General features: G+C 64.1%; 13 protein-coding genes. 10 read left to right on the top strand and 3 right to left on the bottom strand.

Annotated elements, in window-relative coordinates; translation table 11 throughout:
* Nucleotides 1-107 precede the first annotated feature (107 nt).
* Complete coding sequence (locus tag BL8807_RS09795; protein WP_072725972.1) at nt 108-1,385, bottom strand: O-acetylhomoserine aminocarboxypropyltransferase/cysteine synthase family protein; 1,278 nt, start codon at nt 1,383-1,385, stop codon at nt 108-110.
* Nucleotides 1,386-1,538: 153 nt separating this feature from the next.
* Here BL8807_RS09795 and uvrC point away from each other — a divergent pair, with 153 nt between their 5' ends.
* From uvrC to BL8807_RS09750, 9 genes are all read left to right on the top strand, one after another.
* On the top strand, nt 1,539-3,902 hold the full coding sequence (gene uvrC / locus BL8807_RS09790) for an excinuclease ABC subunit UvrC (protein WP_072725975.1): 2,364 nt from the start codon (nt 1,539-1,541) through the stop codon (nt 3,900-3,902).
* Nucleotides 3,903-4,085: 183 nt separating this feature from the next.
* Nucleotides 4,086-5,048: a shikimate dehydrogenase family protein gene (locus BL8807_RS09785; protein ID WP_072725978.1), complete on the top strand. Its 963-nt coding sequence runs from the start codon at nt 4,086-4,088 to the stop codon at nt 5,046-5,048.
* Complete coding sequence (rapZ, locus tag BL8807_RS09780) at nt 5,045-5,968, top strand: RNase adapter RapZ (RefSeq protein WP_072725980.1); 924 nt, start codon at nt 5,045-5,047, stop codon at nt 5,966-5,968. Before BL8807_RS09785 ends, rapZ begins: the two co-directional genes overlap by 4 nt.
* 174 nt (nt 5,969-6,142) lie before the next feature.
* Nucleotides 6,143-7,090, top strand: a complete 948-nt coding sequence (gene whiA, locus BL8807_RS09775) for a DNA-binding protein WhiA (protein WP_072725982.1) — start codon at nt 6,143-6,145, stop codon at nt 7,088-7,090.
* Between the two features lie 172 nt (nt 7,091-7,262).
* A complete protein-coding gene (locus tag BL8807_RS09770) occupies nt 7,263-8,468 on the top strand; it encodes a phosphoglycerate kinase (RefSeq protein WP_072725985.1) in 1,206 nt (401 codons plus the stop codon).
* Nucleotides 8,469-8,578: 110 nt separating this feature from the next.
* Nucleotides 8,579-9,373, top strand: a complete 795-nt coding sequence (gene tpiA, locus BL8807_RS09765; protein WP_072725987.1) for a triose-phosphate isomerase — start codon at nt 8,579-8,581, stop codon at nt 9,371-9,373.
* A gap of 97 nt (nt 9,374-9,470) precedes the next feature.
* A complete protein-coding gene (gene secG / locus BL8807_RS09760) occupies nt 9,471-9,719 on the top strand; it encodes a preprotein translocase subunit SecG (RefSeq protein ID WP_072725989.1) in 249 nt (82 codons plus the stop codon).
* Between the two features lie 140 nt (nt 9,720-9,859).
* Nucleotides 9,860-10,696 (top strand): HAD family hydrolase, encoded by an 837-nt coding sequence (locus BL8807_RS09755; protein WP_072725991.1) that lies wholly within the window; start codon nt 9,860-9,862, stop codon nt 10,694-10,696.
* A gap of 53 nt (nt 10,697-10,749) precedes the next feature.
* Nucleotides 10,750-12,324 (top strand): aminotransferase class I/II-fold pyridoxal phosphate-dependent enzyme, encoded by a 1,575-nt coding sequence (locus BL8807_RS09750; RefSeq protein ID WP_072725993.1) that lies wholly within the window; start codon nt 10,750-10,752, stop codon nt 12,322-12,324.
* A 281-nt stretch (nt 12,325-12,605) separates the two neighbouring features.
* Here the strand turns inward: BL8807_RS09750 and tal are convergent, their stop codons facing one another.
* A complete protein-coding gene (tal, locus tag BL8807_RS09745) occupies nt 12,606-13,709 on the bottom strand; it encodes a transaldolase (RefSeq protein WP_072725995.1) in 1,104 nt (367 codons plus the stop codon).
* An 88-nt stretch (nt 13,710-13,797) separates the two neighbouring features.
* Nucleotides 13,798-15,897: a transketolase gene (gene tkt, locus BL8807_RS09740; RefSeq protein ID WP_072725997.1), complete on the bottom strand. Its 2,100-nt coding sequence runs from the start codon at nt 15,895-15,897 to the stop codon at nt 13,798-13,800.
* Between the two features lie 277 nt (nt 15,898-16,174).
* Here tkt and hrcA point away from each other — a divergent pair, with 277 nt between their 5' ends.
* Nucleotides 16,175-17,374: a heat-inducible transcriptional repressor HrcA gene (gene hrcA, locus BL8807_RS09735; protein ID WP_072725999.1), complete on the top strand. Its 1,200-nt coding sequence runs from the start codon at nt 16,175-16,177 to the stop codon at nt 17,372-17,374.
* The last annotated feature ends 31 nt before the right edge of the window (nt 17,375-17,405 follow it).

Below are 17,405 nucleotides of genomic sequence, written 5' to 3'. Positions count from 1 at the left end.
CCGGCCTAGCGGCCTCCGCTCAGGAGGACGGGTGTCATACGCCGCTTTGCCGGGATAACGGATGCCATACGCCGCGCTCCGCTTGGGGTGGCGGCGCGGGGAGTCCGCTACTGGATGGCGGCGAGCGCCTGGTCGAGGTCGGCGATGATGTCGTCGGCGTTTTCGATGCCGCAGCTCAGACGCACGAGGTCGATGCCGACGCCGGCCTCCTCGAGCTGTTCCTCGCTCAGCTGGCGATGCGTGGTGCCGGCCGGGTAGAGGGTGCAGCTGCGCGCGTCGGCCACATGCGTGGCGATCGACACCATCTTCAGTCCGTCAAGGAAGGCGGAGACCTTCTCGCGGCCGCCGGGCACACCGAAGGAGATGACGCCGCAGGTGCCGTTCGGCATGTACTTCTCGGCCAGCGCATGGTACTTGTCGCCGGGCAGGCCGGGGAAGTTCACCCAGCTGACGCGCGGGTCGGCTGCGAGGAATTCCGCGACCTTCTGCGCGTTCTCGCAGTGGCGGGCCATACGCAGGGCGAGCGATTCCAGATGCATGCCCATGATCCACGAGTTGACGGGCGCGGGGGTGGAGCCGAAGTCGCGCATGAGCTGCGCGGTGGCTTTGGTGATGTAGGCGGCGGGGCCGAAGTCCTTCGCGTAGGTCACGCCGTGATAGGAGTCGTCGGGCGTGGTGAGCCCTGGGAACTTGTCGGCGTGGGCCATCCAGTCGAAGTTGCCGGAGTCGACGATCGCGCCGCCGACGCAGGAGCCGTGGCCGTCCATGTACTTGGTGGTGGCGTGGGTGACGATGTCGACGCCGAATTCGAACGGGCGGCAGTTGATCGGCGTGGGGAAGGTGTTGTCGACGATGAACGGCACGCCGTGCTTGTGGGCGGCGTCGGCGAACTTCTCGAAGTCGAGCACGATCAGCGCGGGGTTGGCGATGGATTCGCCGAACACGGCCTTGGTGTTCGGACGGAACGCGGCCTCAAGCTCCTCAGGCGTGCAGTCGGGGCTGACGAAGGTGCAGTCGATGCCCATTTTGCGCATGGTCACGTTGATGAGGTTGAAGGTGCCGCCGTAGATCGCGGAGGAGGCGACGATATGGTCGCCGTTGTTGCAGATGTTGAACAGGGCGAAGAAGTTCGCGGCCTGGCCGGAGCTGGTGAGCATCGCGGCAGCGCCGCCTTCGAGCTCGCAGATCTTCGCGGCGACGGTGTCGTTGGTGGGGTTCTGCAGGCGCGTGTAGAAATAGCCGGATTCGGACAGGTCGAACAGGCGGCTCATCTGTTCGCTGGACGTGTATTTGAACGTCGTGGCCTGGATGATCGGGGGAGTGCGGGATTCTCCGTTGCCCGGCTGATAGCCTCCCTGCACGCATGTGGTATCGATCGCGCTCATGTACGGCTCCTTTGCGTTTGCGACATCAAGATGTGGAACATGCATACTCTAGCACCACGAAGGGCTCACCGAGGCGTGATCCGCCGCGACAGGGCCCGTCATCCGCAGGCGGAACGCACGGCAGACGCTAGCATAGGCTTCATGGAATCCGCAATGATCGAACGACATGGCCCTGAAACGTGGAGGAAGACGGCCGAGGCGTTGCATGACGATATATCGGCCGGCAACGCGGAGGCAGGCCTCCGGAACGCCGCCGGCCACGTCCGGGCGGACGACGATCCCTCCGCCGGGGTGAACGCGAACGGCGCGCCGCTATTGGGGGACAGCCGCGACCTGTTCCGGCCGAAAACCTCCGATATTCCCGCCAAGCCGGGCGTCTACAAATGGCGCGACGGCGAGGGCCGTGTGATCTACGTGGGCAAGGCGAAGAACCTGCGCAATCGTCTGTCGAACTACTTCCAGCCTTTGTATCTGCTGCATCCGCGCACGCAGACCATGGTGCTCACCGCCCGAAGTCTCGAATGGACGGTGGTCGGCACCGAATTGGAGTCGCTCACCTTGGAGTACACGTGGATCAAGGAGTTCGATCCGCGGTTCAACGTGCAGTTCCGCGACGACAAGACCTACCCGTATCTGGCGGTCAGCGTGGGCGAGGAGATTCCCCGCGTGTGGGTGACGCGCAGCCGCAAACGCCGCGACACCCGCTATTTCGGACCGTATGCGAAGGTGTGGGATCTGCGGCATGGGTTGGACAGGCTGTTGAAGACTTTTCCGGTGCGCACCTGTTCGACGAATGTGTTCCATAAGGCGCAGCTGACCGGCCGGCCGTGTCTGCTCGCCTCGATCGGCAAATGCTCGGCGCCGTGCGTGGGCGGGATCGATCCGCGGGAGCATCGCCGCCAATGCGAACGTCTGGTCGGCGTGATGACCGGACGGCTCGGCAAATCGTATATCGCGCAGCTGACGCGCGAGATGAAGGAGGCGAGCGCCGAACTGGAGTTCGAAAGGGCCGCCCGACTGCGCGACGAGATCCAGATGCTCGCCACCGTGGTGGAGCAGAACGCGGTGGTGCTCGACAGCCAGGTGGACGCCGACGTGTTCGGCATGGATTCCGACGAGCTGGAGGCGTCGGTGCACGCGTTTTTCGTGCGGTCCGGCACGATCCGCGGCGAACGCAACTGGAGTGTGGAACGCGTGGAGGATATCGCCGACTCCGAGCTGATGGCCGATCTCATCATGCAGGTGTACGCGGAGGCCACCGGCACCACCTACGCCGATCACGACCTTCCGTCATCCGCCGACGGCGTGGGAGACGCGGATGTGGATGCGGGGGCGGAGGAGTCCGTGGAACAGGCGGCCGATTCCGCCTCGTCCACGCTTATCGCCACCAGCCGCGATGCGTTCGGTTCCACGCAACGGCTTACCGCCGTGGACGCGCAGGCCCGCGCTCAGGCCACCAAAACACGTAACGCCCGCCAGGAGCAGACGGGCCGGGACGACCTGCTGGCGCCGATCGCGCCCGTGCCGCGTGAGGTGATCGTGCCCGTGGAGCCCGCCCGTCGCGAGGAACTCGAACAGTGGCTGTCGGGATTGCGCGGGGGCGCGGTGACGATTCGGGTCGCCGAGCGCGGCGACAAGCGCGCGCTGATGGACCGCGCGGCGGAGAACGCCAAGCAGGCGTTGCAGCGCAGCAAGATGAGCCGCATATCCGATATGGGCGCGCGCACGCAGGCCATGAACGATGTGGCCAAGGCGTTGGGATTGGACGAAGCCCCGCTGCGCATCGAATGCTACGACATCTCCAACACGGTGGGGGGCGCGTTCCAGGTCGCCTCGATGGTGGTGTTCGAGGATGCGATGCCGAAGAAGTCTGAATACCGCCGTTTCGCGATCCGCGGCAAGGACGGCCAAGGCGCGGTGGACGATCTGAGCGCCCTGTATGAGACGCTGACCCGACGGTTCCGCCACGGCAACATCGCAGGAGACTCCGGCGAAAGCATGGAAGCGGAGCGCCGGGCCAAGGCGGCTGACGAAAGCGAAACGGCCGTGGTCCAGCAGAACACGGAACGCCACCGATTCGCCTACAAGCCGAATCTGGTGGTCGTCGACGGCGGCTATCCGCAGGTGCGGGCCGCGGCCAAGGCCTTGGAGGACTGCGGCGTCACGGATGTGGCGCTATGCGGTCTGGCCAAGCGGCTTGAAGAGGTGTGGGTGCCGGACGACGAGTATCCGATCATTCTCAAACGCCAGTCGCAGGGCATGTATCTGTTGCAGCGCGTGCGCGACGAATCGCATCGTTTCGCCATCACCTACCACCGTCAGACCCGACGCAAGGGAGCGCTTCGCAGCGCGCTCGACGAAATCCCCGGCATCGGCGAAACCCACCAGAAGAACCTGCTCAAACACTTCGGCTCCGTGCGGGCCATGCGCGAGGCGAGCGTCGAACAGCTCACCGAAGTGCCGGGCATCGGATTGAAGAAGGCGCGGACCATCTACGACGCGCTTCACGCCCGGTGAACAAACGACGATTCAACCGCCCGGCATGACTGGCGTCGAGGAAACCGCGCGATGGCGTCATCGCGTTGAAGCCGATGGTTCAATCGTCGTACGGTTCCGGCTAATGCATCGTTGTTCGCAACGTGGTCTCCGCAGCGTCGACCGGGTGGCGGTAGCATAGGGGGAGTGATGACAGGAGGGGTTATGACGACGACCAACCACCGTTGCGCCGTGCTGGGCAAGCCGATCGCCCATTCGCTTTCGCCGGTGCTGCACAACGCCGCCTACCGCGCGCTCGGATTCGACGATTGGGAATACACCAAACACGAGGTGGGGGAGGACGATCTCGACGCCTTCCTCGCCAGGCTCGACCCGTCATGGCATGGACTGAGCCTGACGATGCCGCTGAAGCAGACCATTCAACCCTACGGCACGCCTTCCAATCTGTGGGCGCGCGAACTCGGCGTGGCCAACACCGCGGTGTTCGACTGGAGCGGGACACGACCGGATTCGCCGACGATCAAGTTGTACAACACCGACGTGGTCGGCATCCAACTCGCCTTCGACCACGCCTCGCTCATGCACGGCATCGTCGACGCGGACGCCGGACAGGGCCATGCGGTGGTGATCGGCAACGGCAACACCGCGTCCTCCGCGGTGGCCGCATGCACGATGATGCCCGAAATCGGCCGTATCACCGTCATCGCCCGCAATCCGGACAAAAACCCGTCGCTGCGTCCGTTGGCCGAGAAATTCCTCCGCCATGGCAACGCCCTGCGCGCCATCGCCATGGCCGACACCGAGGCGGTGGCGCATGCGCTGGTCCAGGCGGATGTCGCCATCAACACCATTCCCGGCCTTGCCGCCGATCCGCTGGCCGGACTGCTTCTCGAATCGCACGCCACGTTGCGGACCGGCGCACGGCTGCTCGACGTGGTCTACGACCCGCGGCCGACCAAACTCATGACCGCCTGGCGGGAACGTGGGGGAGCCGCCATCGGCGGCGAGGAGATGCTGCTGTATCAGGCGCTGATCCAAGTGCTGCTGATGACCGGCATCTGGGACGGGGACCCGCCCAGCGACGCCGACGAACGTCTGCAGGACGTCACCACGGACGACGACCAGTTGGAGATCGCCATGAGACAGGCTCTTGAGGAGGCATTATGACGATTCGGAACGTTTCCGCGCAAGACTCCGCACCGGAGCCCGCCAACGAGTTCGAGGTGCTGCTCATCACCGGCATGAGCGGCGCCGGCCGTTCGCACGCCGCGGACAGCATCGAGGACATGGGCTGGTATGTGGTCGACAATATGCCGCCCAAACTGTTGATTCCGCTGGTCGATATGATGACCACTTCGGGCACGCACGACGGCGGCGTGCACAAACTCGCCGCGGTGATCGACGTGCGTTCGCGCGCCTATTTCGACGATTTGGCCGAAGTGTTCAGCCATCTGGACGATCTTGGGGTCAAAACCCGCATCCTTTTCCTCGACGCCAGCGACGAGGTGCTGATCAAACGCTACGAGTCGGTGCGCCGGCCGCATCCGCTCCAGCAGGGCAACCGCCTGATCGACGGCATCAGGGAGGAACGCGAGCTGCTCGCCAACCTCAAGGAACGCGCCGACATGATGATCGACACCTCGCTGTTGAGCATCCACCAATTGTCCACCAAACTCTATGAGGCGATGCTCGGTTCGGGACCGTCCACGGTGAGCGTGCACATCTTCAGTTTCGGATTCAAATACGGAACCCCCACCGACGCCGATTTCGTGGCGGACGTGCGTTTTCTGCCGAACCCGTTCTGGGTGCCGAACCTGCGCGAGCTGACCGGCATGGACAAGCCCGTCAGCGACTACGTGCTGTCCAGCCCGGGGGCCACGGCCTTCCTCGACGCCTACGAACAGGCCATCGCCACGGCGTTGGAGGGCTATGCCCAGGAGGACAAGCATTTCGTCACCATCGCCATCGGCTGCACGGGCGGCCAGCACCGTTCGGTCGCGATAAGCGAGGAGCTGGCGCGAAGGCTGCGTGCGCGCGGCCTGTCGGTCACGGTTTCCGCGCGGGAGTCGGCAAAGCATCATACGTGACGGCGCACGCCGGCCCAATGACCATATCGCGAACAGAATGTTTCCAAAAAGGCCATATGAGGCGGTAAGTTGTCCACTAGGTTAGGTATCACAGAAAGCCGGTGACTTCGTCGGCAAACCCAATGGGACCGCATCGGATCATTGGGAATAACGGGAACATAGGAGGTGTGCCCCTTGGCACTTCTGGATGACGTGAAAAGCGAATTGACCGCTCTGGAGGGCGATTCGCCGGCAGCCATCAAAGCGCAGGCTGCGGCCATGATCCGCTTCGGCGGCGGCCTCCGCCCGGTGCAGAACACCTACGTGATCCAAGCGTCCTTCACCTCCCCTGACGCCGCGCAATGGCTGCGCGACACCATCAGGGCGGTGTACGGCCATGAGGCGGACGTCAACCACATCACCCGACAGACCCCCAACGGCGTCATCGAGCAGTACGTGGTGCTCGTCACCCGCGGCGTGGCCGCTCTGGCGTTGCAGACCGGCCTGCTGGACCGCCGCAAGCAGCCCGTTCACGGTCTGCCCGCCGATATCGTCAACGGCAGCATCGCCCAGATCAAGGCGGCCTGGCGCGGCGCCTTCCTGACCCGCGGCTCGCTGTCCGACCCGGGCAAGGCCAGCTATATGGAGATCGTCTGTCCGACCGAGGAGGCCGCCATGGCCCTGTGCGGCGCCGCCCGCCGCCTCGGCATCTCGGCCAAGCACCGCCAGCTGCGCAGCTCCGAACGCGTCACGCTGAAGGATCCCGACGCCATCGAACGCATGCTCAAGCTGATGGGCGCCCCGCGTTCGGCCCGCGAGTGGACCGGCAAGCGTTCCGACGGCGAGGCGCGCGGCAAGGCCAACAGGCTCGCCAACTTCGACGACGCGAATATGCGCCGCAGCGCCAAGGCCGCGGCCGAAGCCAGCGAGAAGGTGCAGCACGCCTTCGAGGTGCTCGGCGACAACATTCCCGACAATCTGCGTCAGGCCGGCCAGCTGCGCATCGAGCATGTGGACAAGAGCCTTGAGGAGCTCGGCAAGCTCGCCGATCCTCAGATCACCAAGGACGCCATCGCCGGTCGTATCCGCCGCCTGCTGCAGCTTGCGGAGAAAACCGAGAAGGCGCGTGCGTTGAAGGGCTGAGCGCCCATCCGTTCCATCCGTGGACCCGGTCGGCTTCCCGACCGGGTTTTTCGTTGCCCGGGAAGCGAACATGCCCGCCAGCGCGCACGGTGAAAAGGCAGAAGGTGTTGTATGCTGTGAAGTGGCAAAAACGGCCACTTTCCCGCGTATCGCGGTCAAGGAAAGGATATTCATGAAGACACTCAAGGATCTTGGAGACCTCAAGGGCAAGCGCGTGCTGGTGCGTGCGGATTTCAACGTCCCGCTGGACGGCACCACCATCACCGACGACGGCCGCATCAAGGCCGCCCTGCCCACCATCACGGCGCTGCGCGACGAGGGTGCGAAGGTCATCCTGATGGCCCACCTCGGCCGTCCGAAGGGACAGGCCGTTCCCGAGTTGAGCCTGGCCCCCGTGGCCGCCCGCCTCGGCGAGCTGCTCGGCGTCGAGGTTCCGCTGGCCGCCGACACCTATGGCGAGGACGCCCAGGCCAAGGTCGCCGCGATGAACGACGGCGACGTGGTGCTGCTGCAGAACGTGCGCTACAACCCCGAGGAGACCAGCAAGGACGCCGCCGAGCGTTCCGCCTACGCCAAGAAGATCGCCGCCCTCGGCGACGCCTTCGTCTCCGACGGCTTCGGCGTGGTCCACCGCGCCCAGGGTTCCAACTTTGACGTGGCCGCCGATCTGCCGGCCGCCGCCGGCCTGCTGGTCGAGAAGGAGGTCACCGCCCTGTCCAAGGCCACCGTGAACCCGGAGCGTCCGCTCACCGTGGTGCTCGGCGGCTCCAAGGTCTCCGACAAGCTCGGCGTGATCGAGAACCTGCTCGACAAGGCCGACCGTCTGGTCATCGGCGGCGGCATGGTGTTCACCTTCCTCAAGGCCAAGGGCCTCGAGGTCGGCACCTCCCTGCTCGAAGAGGACCAGATCGACAAGGTCAAGGGCTATATCGCCACCGCCGAGGCCAACGGCGTCGAGCTGGTGCTCCCGACCGACATCGTCGTCAACCCCGGCTTCCCGGCCGGCGACACCCCGGTCGCCCCCGAGGTCGTGGCCGCCGACGCCATCCCGGCCGACAAGATGGGTCTTGACATCGGCCCCGACTCCCAGAAGCTGTTCCACGACAAGATCGTCGACTCCAAGACCGTCGTGTGGAACGGACCGATGGGCGTGTTCGAGATCGCCGAGTTCGCCGACGGCACCCGCGCCGTGGCCCAGGGCCTGGTCGACGCGACCGCCGCCGGCGCGTTCACCATCGTCGGTGGCGGCGATTCCGCCTCCGCCGTGCGCAACCTCGGCTTCCCGGAGGATGGCTTCTCGCACATCTCCACCGGTGGCGGCGCCTCCCTCGAGTTCCTCGAGGGCAAGGAACTGCCCGGTCTGACGGTGCTCGCCTGAACGATTCGATGATGTCATCCGCGAACGGCGTGGAACGGATTTTGTTCCATGCCGTTCGCGGATGACATTTTCACTTGTGCGACAAACGTCCGCATCTTAAGGAGGAACCCATGGCGTCCACGCGCATCCCACTGGTGGCCGGCAATTGGAAAATGAATTTCGACCATCTCGAAGCCACGTATTTCGTGCAGAAGCTCGCGTGGCTGCTGCGTGACGCCCGGTTCGAATACAAGCGCTGCGAGGTGGCGCTGTTCCCCGCCTTCACCGCCCTGCGCAGCGTGCAGGTGCTGGTCGAATCCGAAAAACTCAATATCACCTACGGCGCGCAATCCGTTTCGGTGACCACGCAGGGCGCGTTCACCGGCGATGTCTCCGCCGACATGCTCACGCGTCTGGGATGCTCCTATGTGATCGTCGGGCATTCCGAACGCCGCAAATACCATCCAGAGGACGATGCGAACATCGTCGACCAGGTCAGGGCCGTGCTCGCCGCGGATATGATTCCGATCCTGTGCGTCGGGGAAAGCTACGAGGAACGCCGCCAAGGCATCGAACTCGACTTCGCCGTAAGCCAGGTGCGCGACGTGACCCGCGATCTGAGCGACGAGGAGGCGGCCAAGCTCATCATCGCCTACGAGCCGGTCTGGGCGATCGGCACCGGCATGGTGGCGACTCCGCAATCCGCGCAGGAGGCGGCCAAGGCCATCCGCGACGACCTGACCGGCTCGTTCGGCGCGAAGGTCGGCAACGCCGTGCGCATCCTCTACGGCGGATCGGTCACCTCCGGCAACGCCGCCCAGCTCATCGGCGAGGCCGATGTGGACGGGTTCCTGATCGGAGGCGCCTCGCTCGACGTGGACGAACTGGCGAAGATCGCCCGTCTGACGGCCAAATCGGCGCGGTAGTTTTATAGCCAAAACGGTATTTCTTATAGATAATCCGGCAATTCTCAAAGCCTTGGACTATACTGGCCAGCAGTGTCATTCGAATCGGAGGTAACCCGTGACCGCTCTTAAGCTCGCCCTGGAGATCATCGTCGTCATACTCAGCTGCCTGCTGACCCTGCTCATCCTCATGCACCGAGGCAAGGGCGGCGGCCTGTCCGATATGTTCGGCGGCGGCCTGACCCAGAACGCCGGAACCTCCGGCGTGGCCGAGAAGAATCTGAACCGTTGGACCGTGATCATCGCACTGCTGTGGGTCGCGATCATCATCGCCCTCGGTCTGATGACGAAGTTCGATCTCGTCTGAGATATCGTAGAGCCAATCGCCCCATGATCGACACGGTCATGGGGCGATTGCTTTTGAACGGACGAATCCAACCGATCACGGAACCGCGAGTCCATACACGGTATCGAGGCGCATGCGCGGCCCACACAAGGAGATACGAGATGAGCGAAACCACCCGTCTATTGGTCGCCGATCTGGACGGCACCCTGCTGCACACCGCACCCACCTTCGAGGAGCGGTTCATCACCCAACGCACGGTGGACGTGATCAACCGCGCCCACGATGCGGGATACACCTTCGCCATCGCCACGGCCCGCCCGGTGAGCACCGGATACGAGTTCGCGCGGAAGCTTCCGGTGGACGCCTACATCTATCTCAACGGCGCGCTGATCGACTTTCGTCCCGGCGAATCCGACTATGATCTACTCACCAGCGGGCGGATTCCCGATGACGGGCATCTGCTGAAAATCGGCTTCTCCTCACGCCGCGCCTGCGAGGTGTGCCGGTTCCTGCTTGACGAACTGGGCGGCGACCTCAAACTCGGCATCGTCATGGATGACGTGCGATACACGAATTTCGACGTGAGCGTGTATTGGAAGACGCAGACCTGGCGGCTCACCGACTTCACCGACGTGCCCGACGGCGTGGCCGACAAGCTCATCATCTTTCCAGAACCCGAGCAATGGACCACCTTAAGGCGGCTGATCCCTCCGGATTTCGACGTGAGCATCTCCGAAGGGACGATGTGGATGCTGATGAATCCACTGGCCAACAAGGAGCACGCGCTACGCCTGCTATGCGAACGGATGGACGTGCCGCTGGAGGCCACCGCGAGTTTCGGCGACGATCTGATCGACATCGAGATGCTGCGCGCGTCTGGCAGGGGAGTGGCCGTGGCGAACGCCAATCCGAAGGTGTTGCAGGTGGCCGACGAGATCTGTCCGGCGAACGATGAGGACGGCGTCTCACAGTGGATTGAACATCATATACTGAACTAGTGCTACACTTTGAACCAGTGTTCAATTAAATTGAACTTTTGGGCGGAGGTGCGATGTCGAGTTCAATATTCGCGGAACGTTTGCGCGAGGCCATGGAGCGACGCGGCTTCAAACAGGTCGATATCGTACGGGCCGCGCAATCCTCGGGGCTCAGCCTCGGCAAAAGCCACGTCAGCCAGTACGTCGCGGGGAAGACCATGCCGCGCGAGGAGACGTTGAACTTTCTCGCCGACACGCTTGAGGTCGGCGCGGACTGGCTGCGTGGAGCGGATGCGGACTGGGTATCCGCGCAGTCGGATCCGGACGAGGACCAGACGGGCCCGGCCACATCAACAATATCGTCGAACCCAACGAACACCAACCAAACAACCCGATCCAATCCATCCCTCTCACTGCAAGGAGCGGCTCCCATGCGTACCTTCGGCAAATCCCACAAGCTCGACAACGTGCTGTACGACGTGCGAGGACCGGTCGCCGACGAGGCGATGCGCATGGAGGCCGCGGGCACGCATATCCTCAAATTGAACATCGGCAATCCCGCGCCATTCGGTTTCCGCACCCCGGACGAGGTGGTGTACGACATGGCGCAGCAGCTGATCGAAACCGAAGGCTATTCGCCGGCCAAAGGCCTGTTCTCCGCGCGCAAGGCCATCATGCAGTACGCGCAGCTCAAGCATATTCCCAACGTCTCCATCGAAGACATCTACACCGGCAACGGCGTGAGCGAGCTGATCAACCTGTCGCTGTCCGCCCTGCTCGACGACGGCGACGAGGTGCTCGTGCCGTCTCCCGACTATCCGCTGTGGACGGCGTGCGTGAACCTCGCCGGCGGCACCGCCGTGCATTACACCTGCGACGAGGAATCCGAATGGTTCCCCGACATCGAGGACATGCGTTCCAAGATCACCGACCTCACCAAGGCGATCGTCATCATCAATCCGAACAATCCGACCGGCGCGCTCTACCCCAAGGAGATCCTCGAGCAGATCGTGCAGTTGGCGCGTGAGCACCAGCTCATCATCTTCTCCGACGAGATCTACGACCGTCTCGTCATGGACGGACTGGAGCACATCTCCACGGCGTCGCTCGCCCCCGATCTGTTCTGCGTGACCTTCTCCGGCCTGTCGAAATCGCATATGATCGCCGGATGGCGTGTGGGATGGATGATTTTGTCGGGCAACAAACGCATCGCCAAGGACTATATCGAGGGACTGACCATGCTGGCCAACATGCGCATGTGCTCGAACGTGCCGGCGCAGTCCATCGTGCAGACCGCCTTGGGCGGCCACCAGAGCGTCAAGGACTATGTGGTGCCGGGAGGCCGCGTGCACGACCAGCGCGATCTGGTGTACGACATGCTCAACGAGATTCCCGGCGTCACGGCGGTCAAACCGAAGGCGGCCTTCTATATCTTCCCCAAGCTCGACGTGAAGAAGTTCAACATCCACTCCGACGAGCAGTTCGCGCTGGACCTGCTGCACGACAAGCATATTCTCATCAGCCATGGAAGGGCGTTCAATTGGAAGAGCCCCGACCACTTCCGTGTGGTCTATCTGCCGCGCATGGGCATGCTGCGCGAGACGATAGGGGAGATCGGCGACTTCCTCAGCTACTACCGGCAGGTATGAGTCCGATTGACAACGATTTAACCACCCGAACCAATCAGGTGACGCCATTATGCGTTTTTTGGAGAGGTCAGGCCCGAAAGTGGTTAAATCGTTGTACTTGACACACTGTTAATTACAACGCTTTAACCACCCAAGCCGATCAAACAACGCCATTATGCGGTTTTCGGGCCGATAACATCCGCAGATGGTTAAAGCGTTGTAATTCGAAGACGAGAATGGCCCCGCACCGTGAGGTGCGGGGCCATTCTCGTCTTATCCTAGCGTGAGACTAGCAGGCGGTCTCAGCCGTTGACGCGGTCGATGCCGGCCTGGACGTCGGCGAGCACCGAATCCCAGGACTTGATGAAGGCGGCGACGCCGTCGGCCTCAAGCTTGTCGGTGACGGCCTTGAAATCGATGCCCAGCTCGGCGAGCTTGTCCATGATGGCGTGGCTCTCCTCGTAGGTGCCGGCGATGGTCGGAGCGCCGTTGCCGTGATCGGCCAGGGCGTCCAGGGTCTTCTCCGGCATGGTGTTCACGATGAACGGGCCGACCAGCTCGTCCACGTACAGGCAGTCGGAGTAGGCCGGGTTCTTGGTGCCGGTGGAGGCCCACAGCGGACGCTGCTTCTTGGCGCCCTTGGCTTCGAGGGCGGCCCAATCGGCGGACTCGGCGAACTTCTTCTCGAACAGCTCGTAGGCGAGACGGGCGTTGGCGATGGCGGCCTTGCCTTCGAGGGCCTTGGCCTCATCGGTGCCGATCTCCTCGAGCTTGGCGTCGATGGCGGAATCCACGCGGGACACGAAGAAGGAGGCTACGGAGCCGATGTGCTTGAGGTCATGGCCGTTGGCGTCGGCCTGCTTGATGCCCTCGATGTAGGCGTCGATGACCTGCTCGTAACGCTCGAGCGAGAAAATCAGGGTGACGTTCACGGAGATGCCCTTGGCCAGAGTGGAGGTGATGGCCGGCAGGCCTTCGAGGGTGGCGGGGATCTTGATCATCGCGTTCGGGCGGTTGACCTTCTCCCACAGCTCCACGGCCTGGACCTCAGTGGCCTCGGTCTCGTGGGCCAGACGGGGATCGACCTCGATGGAGACGCGGCCGTCGACGAAGTCGGTGGCCTCGGCGATCTCGCGGAAGATGTCGGTGGCGTTGCGCACATCGGTGGTGGTGAGCTCGCGGATGGCGGTCTCGACGTCGACCTTGCCCAGTTCCTTGAGCTGCGCGTCGTACGGGCCGACCTGGCTCAGGGCCTTCTGGAAGATGGAGGGGTTGGTGGTCACGCCGACGACGTTCTTCTCGGCGATGAGCTCCTGCAGGTTGCCGGACTCGATGCGGGTGCGGGACAGGTCGTCCAGCCAGATCGAAACGCCGGAATCGGACGTGCGCTGAGTTGCTGCGGTCATTATTTCTCCTTAACTATTCCGTTATGGAATAAAACTGATGTGTGGACACGGGGGAGGGCGTCACCTTGCGATGACGCCCTCGATGAGGTCACTTGGCGGCGGCGATGGAGGCCTTGGCGGCTTCCACGACATGCTCGGCGGTGATGCCGAGGTCGATCATGTTCTGCGCGCCATCGCCCTGCAGACCGAACTGCTCGATGGAGACGGGCTTGCCGTAGGAGCCGAGGTACTTGTACCACGGCATCGCCAGACCGGCCTCGACGGAGACGCGGGCCTTGACGGCGGCGGGGAGCACGGACTCCTTGTACTCGTCGCTCTGCTCCTCGAACCATTCGACGGACGGCATGGAGACGACGCGGGCCTTGACGCCCTCATCGGCCAGGGTCTTGGCGGCGGCGACGGCCCACTGGACCTCGGAGCCGGTGGCCATGATGATCACATCCGGGGTGCCCTCGGTGTCGACCAGCACGTAGCCGCCCTTCTTGACGCCTTCCTTGGCCTTGGCGGCGGTTTCGGCGAGCACCGGAACGCCCTGGCGGGTCAGGATCATCGCGGCCGGCAGCGTGTTGTCCTTCTCGAAGAAGGCGCGGTACGCTTCGGCGGTTTCGATGGCGTCGGCCGGACGCACGACCTCGAGCTGCGGGATGGCGCGGAAGGAGGCCAGGTGCTCGATCGGCTGGTGGGTCGGACCGTCCTCGCCGACGGCGACGGAGTCGTGGGACCACACGTACAGGTTCGGGATCTCCATCAGGGCGGCAAGACGCACGGCCGGACGCTCGTAGTCGGAGAACATGAAGAAGGTGCCGCCGAACGGACGGGTGTGGGAGCCGAGCAGGATGCCGTTGGTGATGGCGCCCATGGCGAACTCGCGCACGCCGAAGTGCAGCTGACGGCCGTACTTGTTGCACACCGGCCACTGCTTGGTGGCGCACTCCTCGGGGGCGAAGGTGGCCGCGCCCTTGAGGTCGGTCTTGTTGGAACCGCCGAGGTCGGCGGAGCCGCCCCAGAGTTCCGGCATGACGGCAGCGATCGCGTTGAGCACGGTGCCGGAGGCGCCACGGGTGGCGACGCCCTTGCCGACCTCGAAGGAGGCGACGGCCTCGTCGATGGCCTTGTCGAAGCCTTCGGGCAGCTCGCCGGCCTTGATGCGGTCGTACAGGGCGGCCTTGTCCGGGTTGGCCTCACGCCAGGCGTTGTACTGCTCGTCCCAGGCCTTGTGGGCTTCCTGGCCGCGGTCGGCGACCTTACGGGCGTGGGCGAGGGCCTCCTCGTCGACATGGAAGTTCTCTTCGGGATCGTAGCCGAGGAGCTTCTTCATGCCGGCGACGGCCTCGGCGCCGAGCTTGGAGCCGTGGGCGGAGGGGTCGTTGGTCTTGCCCGGGGCCGGCCAGGCGATCAGGGTGTCGATCTTGATCAGCTTCGGCTGGTTCGGGGCGGCCTGCTGGGCCTTCTCGATCACGGCGGCCAGACCGTCGACGTCCTCCACGTAGGAGCCGTCGGGCTGGATGAAGCTGAACTCGTCGGTATACCAGCCGTAGGCCTCGTAGCGCTTGAGCACATCCTCGGCGAGCACCAGGTTGGTGTCGCCTTCGATCTGGATGCGGTTGGCGTCGAAGATCACGGTCACGTTGCCGAGCTGCTGGTTGGCGGCGAGGGAGGCGGCTTCGCCGGAGATGCCCTCTTCGATGTCGCCTTCACCGCAGATGACCCAGATGTTGTGGTCGAACGGGGAGGTGCCCTCCGGAGCCTCCGGATCGAGCAGGCCGCGCTCGAAGCGCTGGCCGTAGGCGAAACCGATGGCGGAGGCGACGCCCTGGCCCAGCGGGCCGGTGGTCATCTCGATGCCCGGGGTCAGGCCGTACTCGGGGTGGCCCGGGGTGCGGGTCTCGGCGCCGCCGCGGAAGTTCTTGAGGTCGTCCAGAGTCAGGCCGTAGCCGGACAGGTACAGCTGGACGTACTGCGTGAGGGAGGCGTGGCCGCCGGAAAGGATGAAGCGATCGCGGCCTTCCCAGTTGGGATCGGTCGGATCATGCTTGATGAAGTGCTGGTAGAGGGTGTAGGCGATGGGAGCCAGCGAGACGGGGGAGCCGGGGTGGCCGTGGCCCGCCTTCTCGACTGCATCGGCCGAGAGGACCTTGGCCATCGTGATGGCGCGCTTGTCCAGTTCGGTCTCCTTGAATTCAGTCATAGGTGTCAACTTTCCTTCCAATAATTCGGGCGGTCTGCCACCGGCTTGTGCCGGGCCACACTCGCCCTCACATTGCTCTATCATGCTACCCATTCGAGCAGACACCGTGTTGTATTTTGAGCGTGTTTTGGTAGCTTCTGTTTCGTTAGCGCTCACATTCGTTTGGCTTGATCGCCCACGCATTAATCCACAAGCGTACTTAGCACTCATACACTCCGAGTGCCAATACAATGGTCGAAAGACCAGGAGCGGGATCGACGGTACGAAGGAGGCGCGCATGACGCAATCACGACGCATGGTGGTGTTGCGCGCCGTGGTCGAGGATTACATCCGGTTCCAGGAGCCCGTCGGCTCGTCCGCGCTGACCAAGCAGCACGATCTGGGCGTCAGCTCGGCCACCGTCCGCAACGACATGGCCGCGCTCGAGGATGAGGGCTATCTGATCCAGCCGCATACCTCCGCCGGACGTGTGCCCACGGAGAAGGGATACCGTTATTTCGTGGACCGTCTGGCCACGGTGGTGCCGCTGTCCGCCGCGCAGCGACGCGGCATCGACAGCTTCCTCTCCGGCTCGGTCAGCCTGCAGGACACCCTGCAGCGCGCCGCACGCCTCCTGTCCGAAATCACCGGGCAGGTCGCCGTCGTCGCGGCCCCGTCCCTGGCGAAATCCACCCTGCGTCATGTCGAGCTTGTGCCGGTGGCGACGAACATCCTGCTGGCGGTCGTCATCACCGACACCGGGCGCGTGGCGCAGCATACGATCGTGGCAAATCCCATGCCCGAACAGGACGGCGCCGCGCGGTTCACCAATGCGGTGAACGCCGAAGCCGCGTCATTGCCTCTGACGTCGGCGGCCCGCAAGGTTCGCGCCATGGCCGCCGCGCCGCAATGGAAAGAGCTCGCCCCGCTTGCCGAATCGCTGGCCGTCGCCTTCGAGAACATGGCCGACAGCGAACGCACCAACGAACTGTATATGTCCGGCACATCCCGCCTGGCGCATCAACATGCCGCCATCGCCGACCTGGCGCCCTTGTTCGACGCGCTGGAGGAGCAGGTGATGCTGATGCGGCTGATGAGCGCGATGCCTCGGCATGACGGCGTCGGCGTGGCGATCGGCTCGGAAACGCACACGCCCGGGCTGATGCACGCCTCGGTGGTCGCCAGCGGATACGGACAGACCAAAACGCGAACCGGCGAGGGGGGAGAACTCGACATCCCCGGCTGGGGTTCCCCCGATTCACATGATTCGAATCCCTCGAGGACGTCGAAACATGGCGGCGATATGATCGACCGGCACGCGGCATACGACGAGCAGTCCGACCAGACGGACGATAGCGGACAGAACGACGCGGAACCGGTGGCGTTCGTGGGTTCCATCGGGCCGACCCACATGGACTACGCCGCCACCATAGCGGCCGTCCAAGCGGTCGCGCGCTATCTGACGGCATCGCTCGCCCATGAGGGGGATGGCGACTGACCCCGCCTTGTGGCACAATATCCCGCGGTAC

Source organism: Bifidobacterium lemurum (genome assembly GCF_014898175.1).
GTDB classification, from domain to species: Bacteria; Actinomycetota; Actinomycetes; order Actinomycetales; family Bifidobacteriaceae; genus Bifidobacterium; species Bifidobacterium lemurum.
The sequence above is the reverse complement of the archived record's forward strand: the minus strand, read 5'-3'. Positions and strand labels throughout refer to the sequence as shown.

Bases quoted from the DNA above. Each gene is read 5' to 3' on its own strand.
- BL8807_RS09795 (WP_072725972.1), bottom strand. From the start codon at position 1,385: ATGAGCGCGATCGATACCACATGCGTGCAGGGAGGCTATCAGCCGGGC.
- uvrC (WP_072725975.1), top strand. From the start codon at position 1,539: ATGATCGAACGACATGGCCCTGAAACGTGGAGGAAGACGGCCGAGGCG.
- BL8807_RS09785 (WP_072725978.1), top strand. From the start codon at position 4,086: ATGACGACGACCAACCACCGTTGCGCCGTGCTGGGCAAGCCGATCGCC.
- rapZ (WP_072725980.1), top strand. From the start codon at position 5,045: ATGACGATTCGGAACGTTTCCGCGCAAGACTCCGCACCGGAGCCCGCC.
- BL8807_RS09770 (WP_072725985.1), top strand. From the start codon at position 7,263: ATGAAGACACTCAAGGATCTTGGAGACCTCAAGGGCAAGCGCGTGCTG.
- tpiA (WP_072725987.1), top strand. From the start codon at position 8,579: ATGGCGTCCACGCGCATCCCACTGGTGGCCGGCAATTGGAAAATGAAT.
- BL8807_RS09755 (WP_072725991.1), top strand. From the start codon at position 9,860: ATGAGCGAAACCACCCGTCTATTGGTCGCCGATCTGGACGGCACCCTG.
- BL8807_RS09750 (WP_072725993.1), top strand. From the start codon at position 10,750: ATGTCGAGTTCAATATTCGCGGAACGTTTGCGCGAGGCCATGGAGCGA.
- tal (WP_072725995.1), bottom strand. From the start codon at position 13,709: ATGACCGCAGCAACTCAGCGCACGTCCGATTCCGGCGTTTCGATCTGG.
- tkt (WP_072725997.1), bottom strand. From the start codon at position 15,897: ATGACTGAATTCAAGGAGACCGAACTGGACAAGCGCGCCATCACGATG.
- hrcA (WP_072725999.1), top strand. From the start codon at position 16,175: ATGACGCAATCACGACGCATGGTGGTGTTGCGCGCCGTGGTCGAGGAT.